Genomic DNA, 17,644 nt, shown 5'->3' with positions numbered 1-17,644 from the left:
TCAACGTCAAAACAAAAAGCGTGGACGGCTTTTAGTTTAAGCATTCGTAGGGAGAGCCGGCACGACAGGGATGTCGTGACGGAGTTTGGGGCGCCCTGGATGGGCGATACCAAACCGGAGCGGAGATGGCGTCTCGGATAAAAGCGCGCGAGTGCAGAGACCACGCGCTGGTGGTCTCTGCCCGTACGCCTTCACCAGTGTATCAGTGAAGCTCGATATGGACAGGCGGGCGGAATATCACACCGTAGTTCCATACACGAGCGGCATAAAAATCCTTCACCGCAATGGCATACACGAACCCGTTGCGCTCACACTTACAATAACGCTGCCAGCCGGTTCAAATCCGACTGAATGGCTCCCGCAGTCACATCGCGCCCCGCTCCTGGGCCGCGAATAACCAGTGGGTTATCGCGATACCAGCGGCTTTCAATGGCAAACACATTATCACACGGTAACAGCGCTGCCAGCGGGTGTTCTGGACGTACTGCTTCTACGCCAACGCGAGCTTTACCGTTAGCATCAAAGCGTGCCACATAGCGCAATACTAAACCTAGCTCGTTAGCCGCTTCTAAGCGCTGGATCATCTGCTCGTTCAAGTCTTCGCCGTTCTCGAAGAAGTGATCTATAGAACCGCTTTCACAACCGGCGGGTACCAGTGATTCCACGCGAACCTGATTAGGCTCGATATCGTAGCCCGCTTCACGTGCCAGAATCACTAGCTTGCGCATAACGTCTTGGCCAGAGAGATCGACGCGTGGATCGGGTTCGGTGAGTCCTTGCTGCCATGCTTGGTCTACTAAATCGGTAAATGGCACAGTGCCATCAAACTGGAGGAAGAGCCAAGACAGGGTACCGGAGAAAATTCCGCTGATGGACAAAATGGAGTCACCGCTGTCGCGTAGATCGCGCACCGTATAGTTTACCGGTAAGCCCGCGCCGACGGTTGCGTTATACAGCCAGTGACGACCCGTTTTCTCAAACGCATCTCGGATCTGGCGATATTCATCACTGCCTGATGCGCCCGCTAATTTATTGGCGCTGATGACGTGGAAACCATAGCTGGCAAAATCACGATACTGCTGTGCCAGCGATTCACTGGCCGTAACATCTAACACCACTAAATCGTCGTAAGGATGGGCACGCATCCACAGGAACAGATTTTCTTCATCCATTTCCTGCGCTTCATCGTCGAAGAATGCCAATGCACGGCTGGCATCTAATCCTTCATAATTGAGCAAACTTCGGCTGCTATCGACCACGCCTGCCAGCACAAATTCAAATCCGCTACGAGCCGAAATATTTTCCTGCTCACGGGCAAACAGCTCTAACCAGCGGGAGCCGATATTGCCTTTGCCCATTAACACCAACCCGACGCGCTTTTCAGCACGGAACAGGCTGGTATGCAGCCCTTGAATCAACGCTTCGGTTGGGCCACGGCGTAATACGGCTACTAAGCTGATACTGTCTTCCGACTGGCAGAAGAATTCGATTGGCTGATCTTTTAGCTGCTGATAGAAACGGTGGCTATGCAGTGGATTCTTGCATACGCCAGCACCGACTAACGCAACCAGAGCCAAACCTTCGCGCAACTGCAACAGTCCCGGTACGCCAGACTCTTCTAGCAGTTTCAGTGCGCTGCCAACGACCTCTGCGGTATAGCACAGCTGAATCATATGACGGTCGCGATGTACGCCAGTGGCTAACGGTCGCAGCTGTGAACGCTTCAGCACACGATCAACTTCTTGACGTACGTTTTCAAAATCATGGCTTTGCGGAACGTTGAGTTCAATCAGGCAAACTTCATCATGGCTGGTAACTATTTTGGCACCGGTGCCAGAAGCTAAGACGCGCTCAATGCGCGTCGAGCCCTGCTCTGGCTGGTAGCTACAACGCAGCTGCAGATCGATATCGCTAGCGGAAACTGGCTGTAAAGTACGCGCATGCAGCACCGGCGCGGCTAAACGTGCCAGTTCACTGGCTTCATCTAAGCGCAGCAGCGGCAGCAGACAAGCATCTTTAACCTTACGTGGGTCGGCGCTGTACACACCGGCTACGTCACTCCAGATCGTGACACGGGAAACGCCGGCCAGTGAGCCGATTTGGGTTGCAGAGTAGTCGGAACCGTTACGTCCCAACAGTACGGTTTCTCCTGCATCGTTGCGGCTGATAAAACCGGTCGCAACCAAACGCTTATTGGGATGCTGCGCTAACAGTTGCTGTAACAGAGGATAAGAGCGACCTTCGTCCACCTGCGGCTGAGCGGAGCGCTCGGCGCGGAGGAAATCGCGTGCATCAAGCCATTCTGACTCCATGCCTTTGACGTTTAGTAGTGCAGACATCAGACGTGCCGACCAGATCTCACCGTGTCCGACCACCTCAGCGTAGGTTGCATCGCACATAGGTTCATCGAGCAATGTGGCCAAACGCTCCAGATCTGAAGTAAAACGCGCAACCAGAGGCTCGGCCAATTCGGCAGGCAGCAAGCCAGTGATCAATTCCGACTGATAGCGGCGCAGCGCCTGCTGTACCTGATGAGCAGAGATCCGGTCAGTTTGGCTCAGCCTCAACCAGCTAATAAGCTGGTTGGTGGTGCTACCTGCGGCGGAAACGACCATCATATCGCCAGGGAAGCTGTACTCCGCCATGATCCCCGCGACGCGCAGATAACATTTCACATCGGCTAAACTACTGCCGCCAAACTTATGCAGTTGGCGTCCTACCGCCTGCCCAGCTACCGGTTGTGCGCTCATTCTTTACCTCTTAAAGCCAGCCTAATATGCAGCGTCATCGCTTGAAAAACAGCACGTTAGCGTTGGCTGTTAGCTTTCTGGAACGCCTGTTCCAGATCGGAAATTAAATCATCGCTATCTTCGATGCCCACAGAAACACGTAGCAGGCTTTCTGAAATACCTGCGGCTTTACGGGCTTCTGGAGCCATACCTGCGTGAGTCATAGTGCCTGCGTGGGAAATCAGACTTTCCACGCCGCCTAAAGATTCTGCCAGTGTAAACAGTTGCAGTGCATTTAGGAATCGCCGGAGCAGGGCTTCATCGCCATCCAGTTCAAAACTTAACATGGCTCCAAAACCAGACTGTTGACGGCAGGCAATTTCATGGCCTTGGTTTTCTGGTAATGATGGATGATAAAGCTTTTTAACCAGCGGCTGCTGCTTGAGGAAATCAACGATTTTCAGCGCATTTTGCTGCTGTAGCTGAATTCGTGGGTTTAGGGTACGCAAGCCGCGCAGCAGTAGATAGCTGTCGAATGCACCACCGGTAACCCCAATATTATTTGCCCACCATGCGAGCTCGGTGACGTGTTCAGGGGATTTGGCAATTACTGTTCCCGCCACTACATCAGAATGGCCGTTCAAATATTTTGTGCAGGAGTGCAACACCAAATCCGCGCCTAGCTTCAGTGGTTGCTGTAGCGCGGGGCTCAAGAAGGTGTTATCCACCACGGTCAATGCTCCCGCCGCTTTTGCCGCCGAGCAGATTGCGGCGATATCAACCACGCGCAGCAGTGGATTGCTGGGTGTTTCAATCAGCACTAGCTTAGGTTTTTGTTCTAACGCTGCGGCGAGCGCCTGTGCATCACCCTGATCGACAAACAGCACGTTATACGCACCGCGCTTGGCGAGGCTATCAAACAGACGATAGCTGCCGCCGTAACAGTTGTGCGGTGCAACCAGAAGATCGCCTGGTTTGAGGAATACGGTACACACCAGATGAATAGCAGACATACCGGAGCTAGTCATGACTGCGCCAGCGCCCCCCTCAAGCTCAGCCAAAGCACGCTGAACCACATCACGCGTAGGATTTCCACGGCGAGAATAGTCATGTGCGCGTGGCTCATTGAAATCGGTAAAGTTGTAGGTGCTGGACAAATGGATCGGTGGAACCACGCAACCATACTGTTCGTCATCGTTCAAACCGCTGCGCACTGCAAGTGTTGCCTGCTTATAAGTCACGTTGTTCTCTCCGCGCTGGGTGATGTGTAGGGTGAAAGTGGAATAAAGATTAATCGCTTCGAATATAGACGTCAATACTTCTAGACATCTAAACTTCTTTGCGTATAGATTGAGCCTTGAGGAAATAACCGCTAAAATTATGTCAGTTTGAAGTGCGCTGAGGTCACAGAATAGTGACATAAACTGATAAATCAGACACTTTGTGAGCATAAATCGTGAGAATCGGACATAATTAGCCGTTTCTCAAAATAACTAAGTCTAACGAAGGTATCCCCATGGCTGCTGAATGGAATGGCGAATACATCAGCCCTTATGCTGAGCACGGCAAAAAAAGCGAGCAGGTGAAAAAGATCACTGTATCTATTCCGCTGAAAGTGCTGAAAATTTTAACCGACGAGCGTACTCGCCGTCAGGTTAACAACCTACGTCATGCAACCAACAGTGAATTGCTGTGTGAGGCTTTTTTGCATGCATTCACTGGTCAGCCACTGCCTAATGATGCGGACCTGCGTAAAGAACGTAGCGATGAAATTCCTGAAGCAGCGAAATTGCTGATGCGTGAGATGGGTATCGACCCAGATACTTGGGAATATTAATTTGCTCTGGTGTCAAAATAAAAACCACGCTTTGTAGCGTGGTTTTTTTTATCGAGTAGAAACGGATTTTAACCCCCTTTGACGGGGGAGGAGACGGGTAACGAATGCAGTTTAAGCGGTGATAGGGGCATGTATTTCAGGACGCACACCCAGAGTATGGCAAATTGCGTAGCTCATCTCAGCGCGGTTTAGCGTGTAAAAATGGAAGTCCTTCACGCCTTCGCGGCTGAGGATTTTCACCATATCCATCGCGATATTAGCTCCGACCATTTTGCGGGTTTCTGCGTCGTCATCTAGACCTTCAAACATGTTGGTCATCCAATGAGGAACGCGCACGTTCGTCATGGTGGCAAAACGCTGTAGCTGCTTGAAGTTGGATACCGGCAGAATTCCTGGCACGATTTCAACGTCAATGCCCGTTGCCACGCAACGGTCGCGAAAACGTAGGTAACTTTCAACGTCGAAGAAAAATTGGGTAATTGCGCGATTGGCGCCGGCATCTATCTTGCGCTTGAGGTTGATCAGATCGGCCTGTGGGCTTTTCGCTTCTGGATGTACTTCTGGATACGCCGCTACCGAGATGTCAAAATCCCCGACCTCTTTCAGTAAAGAAACCAGATCGCAGGCATACATATCCGGTTTGCCGCCACCGGCTGGCAAATCGCCGCGCAGGGCAACGATATGGCGAATACCGTTATTCCAGTAGTCCTGAGCAATGGTGCGCAGTTCGTCACGTGTGGCGTCTACGCAGGTAAGATGCGGCGCGGCTTCAAGTCCGGTGCGTTCTTTGATGCCTTTAATAATGCTATGGGTACGGTCACGTTCACCAGAATTTGCGCCGTAGGTTACAGAGACAAACTTGGGTTTCAGGCTGCTCAAACGATCGATGGACTGCCAGAGAGTATCTTCCATTTCGCTAGTGCGTGGCGGGAAGAACTCAAATGACACATTAATTTGTCCGTGCAGTTCTGCCAGACTTTGGTTCAACGCCTCGCGCTGATTTGCGTGAAAGAAACTCATACCCCGTCTTCCTCTTGTTGACCTGTTCGCGCGTAGCCGCACTTTTTATTATCGTTTTCATTAAGCGTCTATACGTTTAGACGTCTAAACATGAAATTGCCGTAAGTTGGTCACTGAGTCAACAGTTAAATGAATTTCTCGCATGATGAATGTTCAGGGGAAGGTGAAATTAATTCATGTGCGCGCGCAGCGGCGGCCAGTGGTACATATGGGTTATCCTGCGGGGCGTGAAAGATTTAGACCACCGATATACCACAGATTAGTGGTCTAAATCCGTTGTATCAGTCTGCACATCACATCGATATCGTTTGCGCTGTCAATGGCTCCAATACCTTATACAACTCTCTGAAAACTTTGCGTCTTTTCTGATAGCACGCATGGCGAGCAGCGTCAGGCTTATGCATTTGCTCCAATGGGAGCTCAGGCAGCAGGTCTGCAAGAGGGGTATTTGGATGCAGCGCTATCTGGGCTAAACGCGCAGCGCCAAGGGCTGGCCCCACGTCGCCCCCAGTGCGATATTCCAGCGTTTGCCCGCTGATATCAGCCAGCATTTGCCGCCAATATGCGCTGCGAGCGCCACCGCCGATGAGTGTAATACTGTGCGGTTTGAGTCCCGTAGCGTGCAGGACATCCATGCCGTCTGCGAGTGCATAACCCACCCCTTCCAACACCGCACGGCACAAATCTGCACGTTGGTGCTCATGGGTTAATCCCCAGAATGCGCCTTTGGCTTCCGGATTATTATGCGGCGTGCGTTCTCCTGAGAGATATGGCAAAAACCATAGTGGAGCTTCAGCCGGAGTGCTGTTTTCTACTTCCTTTAGCAGTTCAGCTACACTGCGAATACCTGTCAGTTTAGCCACCCAGTCGAGACAAGAGGCCGCGCTAAGCATCACTGACATCAAATGCCATGTATTCGGTAAAGCATGACAGAAGCTGTGTACCGCGCTTTCAGGGTTACTTAAGAAACCGTCACTGACGGCAAAATAGACGCCGGATGTACCCAGCGATAGCATGGCTTGGCCTGACTGGTATAGGCCAACGCCGACGGCACCTGCTGCGTTGTCGCCGCCGCCGGCGATAATCGGTACCACTGGCATGTGCCAGCGTTCTGCGAGGGTTGAAAGCAGTTCACCCGTGATTTGTGAACCTTCGAATAGTGCAGGCATGTGGCTGCGCTTTAACCCTGTGGCGGCCAGCAATTCATCGCTCCAGTCACGCTTGCCAACGTCTAGCCACATGGTTCCGGCCGCATCGGACATATCGCTGGCGAATACGCCACTCATTTTCCAACGTAGATAGTCTTTCGGTAGGAGTACTTTATCGACCTGCGCAAAGATCTCGGGCTCATGTTTAGCCACCCATTTTAGCTTGGGGGCGGTAAATCCGGGCATCATTAAGTTGCCGGTTATTTGGCGAGAATTAGGAACACACTGCTCTAGCTCTCGGCATTCCTGTGCGCTGCGTCCGTCGTTCCACAAGATCGCTGGACGTAGAATTTTGTGCTGTTTGTCTAACAGTGTCGCACCGTGCATCTGGCCAGTCAGGCCAATAGCCCGTACTGCGCTGAGCGAGCGATGTTGGCCTAGCGCTTGAATCGCTGCGTCAGTGGCCTGCCACCAGGCATCAGGGTTTTGCTCCGACCACAGCGGGTGCGGTCGATTCACCTGTAACGGTTCGCCGTGGCTGGCAATGACCTTGCCGTCTTCACTGAGTAATATGGCTTTTACGCCGGAAGTCCCTAAATCAATACCCAGATACATGGTGAAACTCCTGTCATGGTTTGGTGTTCATCAAAAACCTCTCCCTGACAGGGAGAGGTTAAGGGAGCGATATGTATCAGCCGAAAATATAGCGATTAACTACGTTTTCCAGCAGCTCTTGATGCCCGCTTTGGTGCTGTGGTGCCAGTTGGTTTTGCTGAGCGTATTGCGCAATCGCGTCCAGAGAGAGTTTACCTTGCAGGACCTGCTGACCAAACTCACCGTTCCAGCCTGCATAACGCTTAGCCACGCGACGATCTAATTCGCCATCTTCAATCATTTTTGCCGCGATCTTCAATGACAGCGCCATTGTGTCCATTGCGCCAATATGACCATAGAACAGATCATATTTATCTGTGCTCTGGCGGCGAACTTTCGCATCGTAGTTTAAACCACCGGTGGTGAAGCCACCTGCCTTGAGGATTTCGAACATAATCAATGCGTTTTCTTCAACGCTATTGGGGAACTGATCGGTGTCCCAGCCCAACTGTGCGTCACCGCGGTTAGCATCGACAGAGCCAAAGATACCTAAGGCAATCGCGTTAGCAATTTCATGATGGAAGGTGTGACCCGCCAGCGTGGCATGGTTGGCTTCGATATTCACCTTAATCTCTTTTTCTAAGCCGAACTGCTTCAAGAATCCGTAGACTGTGGCGACATCATAATCGTATTGGTGTTTGGTCGGTTCCTGAGGTTTTGGTTCAATCAGCAATGTTCCTTGGAAGCCGATTTTGTGTTTGTGATCGACAACCATCTGCATGAAGCGGCCTAATTGCTCGCGCTCTTGGCGCAAATCCGTATTCAGTAATGTTTCATAACCTTCGCGGCCACCCCACAATACATAGTTTTCACCGCCCAGCTTTTTGGTGGCTTGCATTGCCTGACAAACCTGAGTGGCGGCCCAAGCGAAAACTTCAGGATTTGGATTGGTTGCCGCACCTGCGCCGTAGCGCGGATTGGTAAAGCAGTTAGCCGTGCCCCACAGCAGTTTCACTCCGCTGGTTTCTTGCTTCTCGGCAAGCACGTCGGTCATTACTGCAAAGTTGTTGATGTACTCTTTGAGCGACGCGCCTTCCGGAGAGACGTCGATATCGTGGAAGCAGTAGTACGGCACATTGAGTTTGTGGAAGAACTCAAAGGCCACATCCGCTTTACGTTTCGCCTGAGCCAGAGCCTCACCCGGCTGCTGCCATGGGCGATCGAATGAGCCGATACCGAACATATCGGCGCCGTTCCAGCAGAAGGTATGCCAGTAACATGCGGCGAAGCGCAGATGATCTTCCATGCGCTTACCAAGAACAATTTCGTCTGGATTGTAGTGGCGGAAGGCTAAAGGATTGGTGCTGTTAGTTCCTTCAAAACGAACACGTTCTAGTTGATCGAAATAAGCTTGCATGGTGATGCCCTCAAAATAGGTTCAATGTAATCAACCCCTCCATATTGAAAGCCTATTTACGACAGCTCAATTACGATATTTCACACTGTCGTTAAGAGAATTATTAAGTGTGCTCCATATCGCAAAAATTCCTAAAATAATAAAATTAGCAACAAAACATGATGATTGTCATAAAAAACACAATTCATAACCAAGAAGTAAAATATGGTAATTGTTTTAAGTCTACGACCACCGGAGGATTAATAGCGAGTTTAATTACTCTCGAAGAATACTCTCTTATCTGATTTATTAATATTTCACTCTATGGACAGAAATAAAAAGAATTTTTATTAAAAATCAGATGTTGCATGTCTAAAAATCAAGGCAGGGCAATTAACATGAAACAGAATTACAACTCATCCTACATCTTTAGAATTACGCTTGTCGCCACTTTAGGAGGGCTGCTATTTGGTTATGACACCGCCGTTATTTCAGGTACCGTTGATTCCATTAACCAAGTCTTTGTACAGCCTCAAGGCTTAGGCGAGGCGGCGGCTAACTCGCTGCTTGGTTTCTGTGTTGCTAGCGCACTGATTGGCTGTATTATTGGCGGCGCTATGGGGGGATATCTCAGCAATCGTTTTGGTCGCCGCAATTCGTTAATGATAGCAGCATTGCTATTTCTTATTTCTGCTATCGGTTCTGCCTGGCCTGAATTGGGGCTTAGCGATATTAACCCCGATGGCGGGATACCCGTTTATTTAGCTGGTTATATACCTGAGTTTGTTATTTATAGAATTATTGGTGGCGTAGGGGTGGGATTGGCCTCGATGCTTTCACCGATGTATATTGCAGAAGTTGCACCGGCCGATATTCGCGGGAAGTTAGTTTCATTTAATCAGTTCGCCATTATATTTGGCCAACTCATGGTCTATTGCGTTAATTATTCTATCGCTCGCTCTGGCGATGCGCTGTGGCTAAACAGTATCGGCTGGCGTTACATGTTTGCTTCAGAGGCTATCCCAGCGATCCTCTTTTTTGGCCTTTTGTTTACCGTGCCGGAAAGTCCTCGTTGGCTCATTGCTCGCGGTCAAACTCAACGTGCGGGCGATGTATTAACGCGCATTATGGGGAAACTGCAGGCCGATGTGGCGCTGAAAAATATTACTCGATCGTTGAATAATCCAGAACATACCAGTGGACGACTGATGATGTTTGGTGCTGGAGTGATCGTTATTGGCATCATGCTTTCGGTATTCCAGCAATTTGTCGGCATTAATGTGGTGTTGTACTACGCACCAGAAGTCTTTAAGACCCTGGGGGCGAGTACTGATATTGCGTTGCTACAAACGATTATCGTAGGTGTTATCAACCTGACCTTTACCGTGATTGCTATCATGACGGTGGATAAGTTTGGTCGTAAACCGCTGCAAATTATCGGCGCACTCGGGATGTCATTGGGGATGTTTGGCTTAGGAACTGCATTCTATGCTCAACTTTCTGGCGTAGTGGCCTTGGCGTCGATGCTGTTTTATGTGGCGGCTTTTGCCATGTCATGGGGACCGGTTTGCTGGGTTCTGCTGGCAGAAATTTTCCCTAACGCGATCCGGAGTAAAGCGCTGGCAATTGCCGTTGCTGCTCAGTGGATAGCTAACTACTTTGTTTCCTGGAGTTTCCCGATGATGGATAAAAACTCCTATCTGGTCGCCCATTTCCATAACGGTTTTTCTTATTGGATTTACGGTGTGATGGGGATTCTTGCGGCATTGTTCATGTGGAAGTTTGTGCCTGAAACTAAAGGTAAATCTTTGGAGGAACTGGAGTCACTCTGGACTTATCGCCCACGTGCGCAGGAGCAAGATATTAAACTGTGAAATCGGTCATACTCATCCGGCACAAAGCCGGATGAGTTTTCTACGAACATCATTTCCCATTGTTTATTCTGGTTTATCTTTTCTCATCGCCATCACTGTTCAATGGAGCCAGCATGTTTGCCAAACGCTATCGCATTACATTGTTATTCAATGCCAACAAAGCGTATGACCGCCAAGTTGTCGAGGGGGTGGGCGAATACTTGCAGGCTTCCCAGTGTGATTGGGATATTTTTATTGAAGAAGATTTCCGCTGTCGTATCGACAATATCAAAGACTGGTTGGGCGATGGCGTGATTGCTGACTTTGACGATCGCGAAATTGAAGCTTTGCTTCGCGGCGTTGATGTTCCTATCGTGGGCGTAGGGGGATCTTACCATCGTGAAGAGGATTACCCTCCGGTTTCCTATATTGCCACCGATAATCATGCGCTGGTCGAGAGCGCATTTATGCATCTCAAAGAGAAGGGTATTAACCGTTTTGCTTTTTACGGTTTGCCTAGCAGCAGCGGTAAGCGCTGGGCACAGGAACGCGAGTATGCGTTTCGACAGTTAGTCGCTACCGAACAGTATCAAGGTGTGGTGTATCAAGGGCTGGAAACCACGCCAGATAACTGGCAATACGCACAAAACCGCTTGGCTGACTGGGTGCAAACACTGCCGCCACAAACCGGAATTATTGCTGTAACGGACGCGCGCGCACGTCATCTATTGCAGGTGTGTGAGCATCTGGATATTGCTGTACCTGAAAAAATCAGCGTTATCGGCATCGACAATGAAGAGTTAACCCGTTATTTGTCGCGGGTCGCTTTATCGTCAGTGGCGCAAGGGACTCGCCAAATGGGCTACCGTGCGGCAAAAATGCTGCATCAGTTGTTGTCGAGCGATAGTCCGATCGCCCCGCAGCGAATTTTAGTACCTCCGATGCGCGTCGTAGAGCGAAGATCGACAGATTTTCGCTCGTTACGCGATCCCTCGGTTATTCAAGCGATGCATTTTATCCGCCACCACGCCTGTAAAGGCATTAAGGTTGAACAGGTGTTGGATGCGGTTGGGATGTCTCGGTCCAATTTGGAAAAACGTTTTAAAGATGAAACAGGGCATACAATCCACGCCGTGATCCATGAAGAGAAACTCGATCGCGCGCGTAATTTGCTGATCGCTACTTCTCTGTCGATCAACGAGATCTCTCAGATGTGTGGCTATCCGTCGCTGCAATATTTTTATTCGGTTTTCAAAAAAGGCTACCAGATGACGCCAAAGGACTATCGCGACCGCTATGGCGATAATATGGCTTAATAAAAAATAGCCATCTCGTGTGCCGTAATTATTATGTATAAAAACGAGCCAATAATGCCTAGACGTTGGTATCGCGGGAACTCCATTTTCATGTAGTAGTGATGGAGTTTATTACGATACCCATCCTTTTCTGTCTATTTTTCCCAGCCCCCAACTGCATGCCAAACTTCCCGCCAGTGCTAGCCCAAAGACCAAGAAAATATCGAGTAGTGGCCAACTTCTGATGTCGAAATGATGAGTACGAATGAAGTGGATAAAGAATGCATGGAAACCATAGATGGCGAGGGAATGGCGTGAAATAAATGCCATCCATCCTGCTTGCGAATGGTTAAAGTTATTTTTGAAGAACAGCAAAATAGCGCAACTGGCGATGAACACCAGCGGGCCACAGTACATGTAATAGGTATCAGTAAAGCCGCCATTGTGCTGCGTTTGGCGATAGGTCGAGAAAGCAATGGCGAGTACGCAGCCAATGAATATCAGCGCAGCGCCCCAGGAAATACGGGCTCTTTCGGTATGTAGCATGCCTAAAGCACGTCCCATGAGCGCATACAGCAGGTAGTAAAACATGTCGCCGGAGATATGAAGATTGACGGGCAACAGCTTTATACCAGCATAGCTATAGGCAGGCAGGTTGGGATTAGCGATAACGGCAAGTACCGCGACCACGACGACCAAATAACGGGCGCTGACGGCGCGAACGCTAATCAGTGGCGAAATAATATACAGCGCTAAAATCGCATAGAAGAACCACAGGTGATAAAACACCGGTTTGACAAGGAAATAGCGAACCGAAAGCCACGGATTTATATGGGTAAGCGTGCTGATATACAGTAATCCCAACGCGCTATAAAACAGTAAACAGCGCAGAACATGCAAAACATGTCGTCCCTGAGCCGATTTTTCACCGAAAAAAAGATAGCCTGAAATCATGAAAAACAGCGGCACACACACGCGCGAAGCTGAGTTCAGAATGTTTGCTACGTCCCAATTGAATAGGCCTATGCTGAATCCGTTGGTAACGTAATATGTCGTAGAGTGGATCATCACGACCATCAAGCAGGCAACGGCGCGTAAATTGTCTATCCAAATGATTTTCTGACTCATGTCTGTGCGTCAAACCCTTACCTGAATTCCGCTTACTATCCACGGTGTCTTTTGTTAAAAACAGGTTAACCTTCCATCCCTTGCAACGGCAATCAGAACAATGCTCAAGCTTAATCAGGATTTATGTTTTGAGTTACACATCACTGATTGCCAAGAGTGACAATTGGCGGCAAAATAGCCACCCAGCCTAATGTTGTTCGTAAGGTTTATCTGTTAACCAACACATCGCCGGGTTTCTTTTTTCTTTTCTGAATATTCAAATAACTAATAAATATGCAAAAGTCTCTTTCCGCCGCAGGGCGATTGGGCCGACAGGCGCTGTTATTTCCGCTTTGTTTGGTTCTCTATGAATTCACCACTTATATCGGTAACGATATGATTCAGCCCGGTATGCTTACCGTGGTGCAAGAATTTAACGTTGGCCAAGAGTGGGTGCCAACCTCCATGACGGCTTATCTGGCTGGGGGAATGTTCCTGCAATGGTTGCTAGGTCCCTTGTCAGATCGAATTGGGCGCCGTCCGGTGATGTTGACCGGCGTGGCTTATTTTGTCGTGACCTGCTTGGCGATCTTACTGGCGCAAACGATCGAGCAATTTACGCTGCTGCGCTTTTTGCAGGGAGTGAGCTTGTGCTTTATCGGTGCCGTAGGTTATGCCGCGATTCAGGAGTCCTTTGACGAGGCGGTGTGTATAAAAATCACCGCGCTGATGGCCAACGTAGCGCTTATCGCACCTCTGCTTGGGCCGCTTGCCGGAGCTGCTTGGGTGCATGTGTTTCCGTGGCAAATGATGTTTGTGATGTTTGCCGCACTGGCGGCGTTTGCGTTTTATGGGCTGTGGCGTGCCATGCCTGAAACCGCAACGCGTCGTGGTGAGAAGCTTTCGCTACAGGCATTAGGCTCGGACTACAAGCAGGTACTGTCTAACCGCCACTTTTTGTGTGGTGCGCTGGCGACAGGCTTCGCTAGCCTGCCACTGTTAGCATGGATCGCACAGTCTCCGGTGATCATTATTAGCGGGGAAGGGTTAAGCAGTTATGATTACGGTTTGCTACAGGTGCCTGTATTTGGCGCGCTGATTCTGGGTAACTTCACGTTAGCTAAATTGACCAGCAAACGCAGCGTGCGCTCGTTGATCAAGTTGGGCGCATGGCCCATGATGTTTGGGTTAGCGTTGGCGGCTATTGCGACGGTTCATGCTTCTCATGCCTATCTGTGGATGACGGCAGGCCTGAGCATCTATGCTTTCGGTATCGGTATTGCTAACGCCGGTTTGTATCGCTTAACGCTGTTCTCCAGTGATATGAGCAAAGGGACAGTTTCTGCCGCAATGGGGATGCTGAGCATGCTGATATTTACCGTTGGCATTGAGTTAACCAAGCACGCTTATCTGCTGGGCGGTAATAGCTGGTTTAGCTTGTTTAATCTCATGAGCGGAATTATCTGGCTGACGCTGGTGGTGCTATTCTTGCGCAATAAGCAGGTTGGTATGCCGCAGGCAGCATAAGCGATTTGTTATCCCCCTCGCCTTGGCTGGAGAGGGGCGATATCAGGAAGGTTACTGAATATTTCCCTCTTCATCATCCTCTGTTGCTGGCAACACCATGTAGGTGCCTTCAAACACAGCGCCAGCGTGTTCATCACCGTATAAGTTAACTGAAAGCTGCACTCGTGCCTTGCGCCCACGCGCCAAGCGGTCAAGATCGCCGCTGACAGAGCTGAGATCGGCCACCGCTCGCGGACGGCCAGTAATCGGTGCGCTATAGCGAATATGGGCATCTGCCAGAATAATCGTTCCCCCAAGATGCCGTTCACGCAGCAGCAACCAAATAAGTCCCCAGCCTGTGAGCGTGGCGAGCGAAAATAGACTACCTGCAAACAGCGTTTGATGAGGGTTTTGATTGCCTGACTCTGGCATGGTTGTCACGAAACGCTGACCAGTATATTGGCTGATACGTACGCCCATCTTTTCGCTGAGCGGAATATTTTCGTACCACGCTTTTTGCAACTGCGCACACCAGTCGGGGCGGTGCAAGATGTCATCTAATGTTGCTACGGGTTTAATCATAAGAAAGTGGCGTACGGGGGTCGTTTGCGGTGCGGTAATTTCGCCCTGATTTTCGAAACCGAGCTTGGCAAAAAACTCTACGGCATCTTCACGCGCGCTACATACTACGCGCTTAACCCCTTCTTGGCGTGCCACGGACTCCAGAGTCATTGCCACTAGTGTTCCTAGACCTTTGGCCTGTACGGCAGGATCTACGGCGAGAAAGCGGATTGAGGCCTCATTATCGGCATTGATATATAAGCGCCCAATCGCCACGGGCTTTCCCGATTCATCGACCACCATTTGATGATGCGCCATGGCATCATAGGCATCTCGCTCCGATCCCACCGGTTGATGTAGCGGCTTACGCAGCATCTCCCAGCGGAACTGGTAATAATCTTTTAGCTCTTGCTCTGTAACTGGAACTCGCAGGTGATACATGACTTGCTCTCTCTCATCGTACAATCGCAAAGATACAGATAAACATCATGGCTTGAACACACAGCCTGAGTGCTAAATAGCCTAAACTTGAAGCCAGAAAGTGACCGGCCCATCGTTAAGTAACGAAACCTTCATATCTGCCGCAAACTGCCCTGTCTGGGTATTTATTCCTGTTTCACGACACTGGCCAACAAAGTATTCATACAGGCGTTCGGCTTCGTCTGGAGCCGCCCCACCAGAAAAACTTGGGCGCATGCCTTTTTGGGTATCAGCTGCCAACGTAAACTGAGAAACTACCAGCACACTGCCGCCAGCTTGTGTAACGTTAAGATTCATCTTGTCGTTTTCATCACTAAAAATGCGGTAGCCGAGTACTTTGTCTCTGAGTCGTTGAGCCTTCTGCTCGTTATCATCTTTTTCAACACCCAGTAATACCAGCAGCCCTGGGCCAATTTCACCCACGGTATTCCCCTCAACAACAACGCTGGCCTGCGTGACTCTTTGAATTAACGCTATCATTTCGTTTCTCTATTCCTTATCGTTTTCTGGCGATGTTAGTTGAATTTGCTTACTTTCTTCTCGCCTTTCTCGCTGGTGCATCGCGCGGTATTCGCTCAATGAAACGGTGATCTCCGCTCCGAGCAGGACAATGCACCAGCTCCAATAGACCCACACAAACAGTATCGGGATCACGGCCAACACGCCATAAATCAATTGATACGACGGAAACATTGTTACGTATAAGCCAAAGGCTTTTTTACCGAGTTCAAACAGCAATCCCGCTACTATCGCGCCACATAGAGCATCACGGGCAGGGACTCTTTGAGTCGGCACCACGCAATAAATTAACCAGAAGCTGGCGCATGACAATAGTAACGGGAAGATACGTAGTACCTGATCGACCAGTGAATACACGCCAGCCATGGCTAGCCAGCGGATCGATAATAAGTAGGTGCTGATTGCCATACTGGCACCGACGAGAATAGGCCCAAGCGTAAGTACCATCCAATAGATGGCAAATGAATAGACAATAGGGCGCTGGGTTCGACTGCGCCAAATGTGATTGAGTGCGCCATCGACGGAAGAAATCACCAGCAATGCGGTCACAATCAGCCCAACGGCACCCACGGCGGTCATTTTGCTGGAGTTTGCAACGAACTGTTCGAGATAGGACTGCACCACATCACCGGCTGCAGGGACAAAATTGGTGAAGATAAAGTGCTTTAGCTGCTCGGAAACTTCGCCAAACATCGGAAACGCCGCGAACAGGGAGAAAATAACCGTGACGAGTGGAACCAACGAAAGCAGAGAGATATAGGCCAGACTGCCCGCCATCATACTCACCCGATCGTGATTCACTCTGGCCCATAGCAAACGCCCAAAGGAGACGCAGGATTTAGCAGACTGTCGAGAAAACAGGGACATAACCCCTCCTGAAAACAACGCCCAGACAACGAAATTGCTGCCTGAGCGATTAAACATCTTTTAATGTTAACGTTTTCTTAGGGTTGCGCAAAAAAATGTGACGGTATCGACAAAATAAATGTAGATATCGCGTTACGCAAAATACTCTGGCACCACTTTATTATCCGTCACCAGAATAGACTTAATCCCCAATGCTCTCGCTGCTGTCACGTTTTCTTCATTGTCATCGAAGAATACGGCATCGCTTGCGGGGCAATGCTCCTGCTCCAGTACATACCGATAAATTTCCGCCTCAGGTTTACGCATGCCGAGATCTTGAGAGAGATACATGTGATCGCTTGCAGCTTCAACTTCAGGATAGTGTTTCGGCCAATAGTTGCTATGCAGACGGTTGGTATTAGACAGCACGACAACGCGATTGCCGTAGCTACGCAACTTCTTCATTTGCTCAATGACTTCTGGACGCAGGCCAACGAATATCGATTGCCAGCCTAGCTCAAATTGTTCAAAGCTAAGTGCGATGCCCATTTCTGCACAGAGTTTTTCGGCAAACTCTTCGTCGGTAATGGTTCCACGTTCGTGCTGCTGAAAAACCTCTCCCATCTTGAAGCGTTCAGAGAGCGTCGCCAATGGTACGCCGCTATACTTGCTCCACACCCCAAGTACACGTTTGAAATCTATATCAACAATCACATTCCCTAAATCAAAGATGTACAACATGTGACGCTCCTG

Annotated in this window: 14 protein-coding genes; 4 read left to right on the top strand and 10 right to left on the bottom strand. The window is 49.7% G+C overall.

The features are described from left to right. Positions 1–314: 314 nt before the first annotated feature. On the bottom strand, positions 315–2,750 hold the full coding sequence (locus K9N75_RS21115; protein ID WP_008815640.1) for a bifunctional aspartate kinase/homoserine dehydrogenase II: 2,436 nt from the start codon (positions 2,748–2,750) through the stop codon (positions 315–317). Positions 2,751–2,806: 56 nt separating this feature from the next. After that, positions 2,807–3,970 carry a cystathionine gamma-synthase gene (gene metB, locus K9N75_RS21110; RefSeq protein WP_224452075.1) on the bottom strand — a complete coding sequence of 388 codons (1,164 nt, stop codon included), beginning with the start codon at positions 3,968–3,970 and terminating at the stop codon, positions 2,807–2,809. A gap of 275 nt (positions 3,971–4,245) precedes the next feature. Here metB and metJ point away from each other — a divergent pair, with 275 nt between their 5' ends. Further along, the gene (gene metJ / locus K9N75_RS21105) at positions 4,246–4,566 is read left to right on the top strand and encodes a met regulon transcriptional regulator MetJ (protein WP_004096927.1); all 321 of its coding nucleotides are present in this window, start codon (positions 4,246–4,248) and stop codon (positions 4,564–4,566) included. Between the two features lie 111 nt (positions 4,567–4,677). Here the strand turns inward: metJ and metF are convergent, their stop codons facing one another. The 3 genes from metF to xylA form a co-directional block, all read right to left on the bottom strand. Next, complete coding sequence (gene metF / locus K9N75_RS21100; RefSeq protein WP_008815638.1) at positions 4,678–5,586, bottom strand: methylenetetrahydrofolate reductase; 909 nt, start codon at positions 5,584–5,586, stop codon at positions 4,678–4,680. 293 nt (positions 5,587–5,879) lie between these two features. After that, the gene (gene xylB / locus K9N75_RS21095) at positions 5,880–7,349 is read right to left on the bottom strand and encodes a xylulokinase (RefSeq protein ID WP_039186065.1); all 1,470 of its coding nucleotides are present in this window, start codon (positions 7,347–7,349) and stop codon (positions 5,880–5,882) included. 76 nt (positions 7,350–7,425) lie between these two features. Continuing rightward, complete coding sequence (xylA, locus tag K9N75_RS21090; protein ID WP_039186156.1) at positions 7,426–8,745, bottom strand: xylose isomerase; 1,320 nt, start codon at positions 8,743–8,745, stop codon at positions 7,426–7,428. A 377-nt stretch (positions 8,746–9,122) separates the two neighbouring features. Here xylA and xylE point away from each other — a divergent pair, with 377 nt between their 5' ends. Continuing rightward, complete coding sequence (xylE, locus tag K9N75_RS21085) at positions 9,123–10,598, top strand: D-xylose transporter XylE (RefSeq protein ID WP_064572459.1); 1,476 nt, start codon at positions 9,123–9,125, stop codon at positions 10,596–10,598. A 113-nt stretch (positions 10,599–10,711) separates the two neighbouring features. Continuing rightward, positions 10,712–11,893 carry a D-xylose utilization transcriptional activator XylR gene (gene xylR, locus K9N75_RS21080; RefSeq protein WP_008815634.1) on the top strand — a complete coding sequence of 394 codons (1,182 nt, stop codon included), beginning with the start codon at positions 10,712–10,714 and terminating at the stop codon, positions 11,891–11,893. A gap of 111 nt (positions 11,894–12,004) precedes the next feature. Here the strand turns inward: xylR and K9N75_RS21075 are convergent, their stop codons facing one another. Continuing rightward, positions 12,005–13,000 (bottom strand): acyltransferase, encoded by a 996-nt coding sequence (locus K9N75_RS21075; protein WP_008815633.1) that lies wholly within the window; start codon positions 12,998–13,000, stop codon positions 12,005–12,007. Positions 13,001–13,273: 273 nt separating this feature from the next. Between K9N75_RS21075 and K9N75_RS21070 the strand changes: the two genes are divergently transcribed. After that, positions 13,274–14,506 (top strand): MFS transporter, encoded by a 1,233-nt coding sequence (locus K9N75_RS21070; protein WP_008815632.1) that lies wholly within the window; start codon positions 13,274–13,276, stop codon positions 14,504–14,506. Positions 14,507–14,557: 51 nt separating this feature from the next. Here the strand turns inward: K9N75_RS21070 and fabY are convergent, their stop codons facing one another. The 4 genes from fabY to yihX all read right to left on the bottom strand — a co-directional run bounded on the left by fabY (position 14,558) and on the right by yihX (position 17,632). Further along, complete coding sequence (gene fabY, locus K9N75_RS21065; RefSeq protein WP_004096794.1) at positions 14,558–15,487, bottom strand: fatty acid biosynthesis protein FabY; 930 nt, start codon at positions 15,485–15,487, stop codon at positions 14,558–14,560. A gap of 81 nt (positions 15,488–15,568) precedes the next feature. Then, complete coding sequence (gene dtd / locus K9N75_RS21060; RefSeq protein WP_008815631.1) at positions 15,569–16,006, bottom strand: D-aminoacyl-tRNA deacylase; 438 nt, start codon at positions 16,004–16,006, stop codon at positions 15,569–15,571. Between the two features lie 9 nt (positions 16,007–16,015). After that, entirely contained in the window at positions 16,016–16,912 is an 897-nt protein-coding gene (locus K9N75_RS21055; RefSeq protein WP_008815630.1) for a virulence factor BrkB family protein, read from the bottom strand. A gap of 132 nt (positions 16,913–17,044) precedes the next feature. Then, complete coding sequence (gene yihX / locus K9N75_RS21050; RefSeq protein WP_008815629.1) at positions 17,045–17,632, bottom strand: glucose-1-phosphatase; 588 nt, start codon at positions 17,630–17,632, stop codon at positions 17,045–17,047. Positions 17,633–17,644 lie beyond the last annotated feature (12 nt).

It is taken from the genome of Hafnia paralvei (assembly GCF_020150375.1).
Taxonomy (GTDB): domain Bacteria; phylum Pseudomonadota; class Gammaproteobacteria; order Enterobacterales; family Enterobacteriaceae; genus Hafnia; species Hafnia paralvei.
This window is presented reverse-complemented; position numbering and strand designations above follow the sequence as displayed.

What these genes read in the sequence shown, in the direction of transcription:
- K9N75_RS21115 (WP_008815640.1), bottom strand. Translation starts at nt 2,750, where the DNA reads ATGAGCGCACAACCGGTAGCTGGGCAGGCGGTAGGACGCCAACTGCAT.
- metJ (WP_004096927.1), top strand. Translation starts at nt 4,246, where the DNA reads ATGGCTGCTGAATGGAATGGCGAATACATCAGCCCTTATGCTGAGCAC.
- metF (WP_008815638.1), bottom strand. Translation starts at nt 5,586, where the DNA reads ATGAGTTTCTTTCACGCAAATCAGCGCGAGGCGTTGAACCAAAGTCTG.
- xylB (WP_039186065.1), bottom strand. Translation starts at nt 7,349, where the DNA reads ATGTATCTGGGTATTGATTTAGGGACTTCCGGCGTAAAAGCCATATTA.
- xylA (WP_039186156.1), bottom strand. Translation starts at nt 8,745, where the DNA reads ATGCAAGCTTATTTCGATCAACTAGAACGTGTTCGTTTTGAAGGAACT.
- xylE (WP_064572459.1), top strand. Translation starts at nt 9,123, where the DNA reads ATGAAACAGAATTACAACTCATCCTACATCTTTAGAATTACGCTTGTC.
- xylR (WP_008815634.1), top strand. Translation starts at nt 10,712, where the DNA reads ATGTTTGCCAAACGCTATCGCATTACATTGTTATTCAATGCCAACAAA.
- K9N75_RS21075 (WP_008815633.1), bottom strand. Translation starts at nt 13,000, where the DNA reads ATGAGTCAGAAAATCATTTGGATAGACAATTTACGCGCCGTTGCCTGC.
- K9N75_RS21070 (WP_008815632.1), top strand. Translation starts at nt 13,274, where the DNA reads ATGCAAAAGTCTCTTTCCGCCGCAGGGCGATTGGGCCGACAGGCGCTG.
- fabY (WP_004096794.1), bottom strand. Translation starts at nt 15,487, where the DNA reads ATGTATCACCTGCGAGTTCCAGTTACAGAGCAAGAGCTAAAAGATTAT.
- dtd (WP_008815631.1), bottom strand. Translation starts at nt 16,006, where the DNA reads ATGATAGCGTTAATTCAAAGAGTCACGCAGGCCAGCGTTGTTGTTGAG.
- K9N75_RS21055 (WP_008815630.1), bottom strand. Translation starts at nt 16,912, where the DNA reads ATGTCCCTGTTTTCTCGACAGTCTGCTAAATCCTGCGTCTCCTTTGGG.
- yihX (WP_008815629.1), bottom strand. Translation starts at nt 17,632, where the DNA reads ATGTTGTACATCTTTGATTTAGGGAATGTGATTGTTGATATAGATTTC.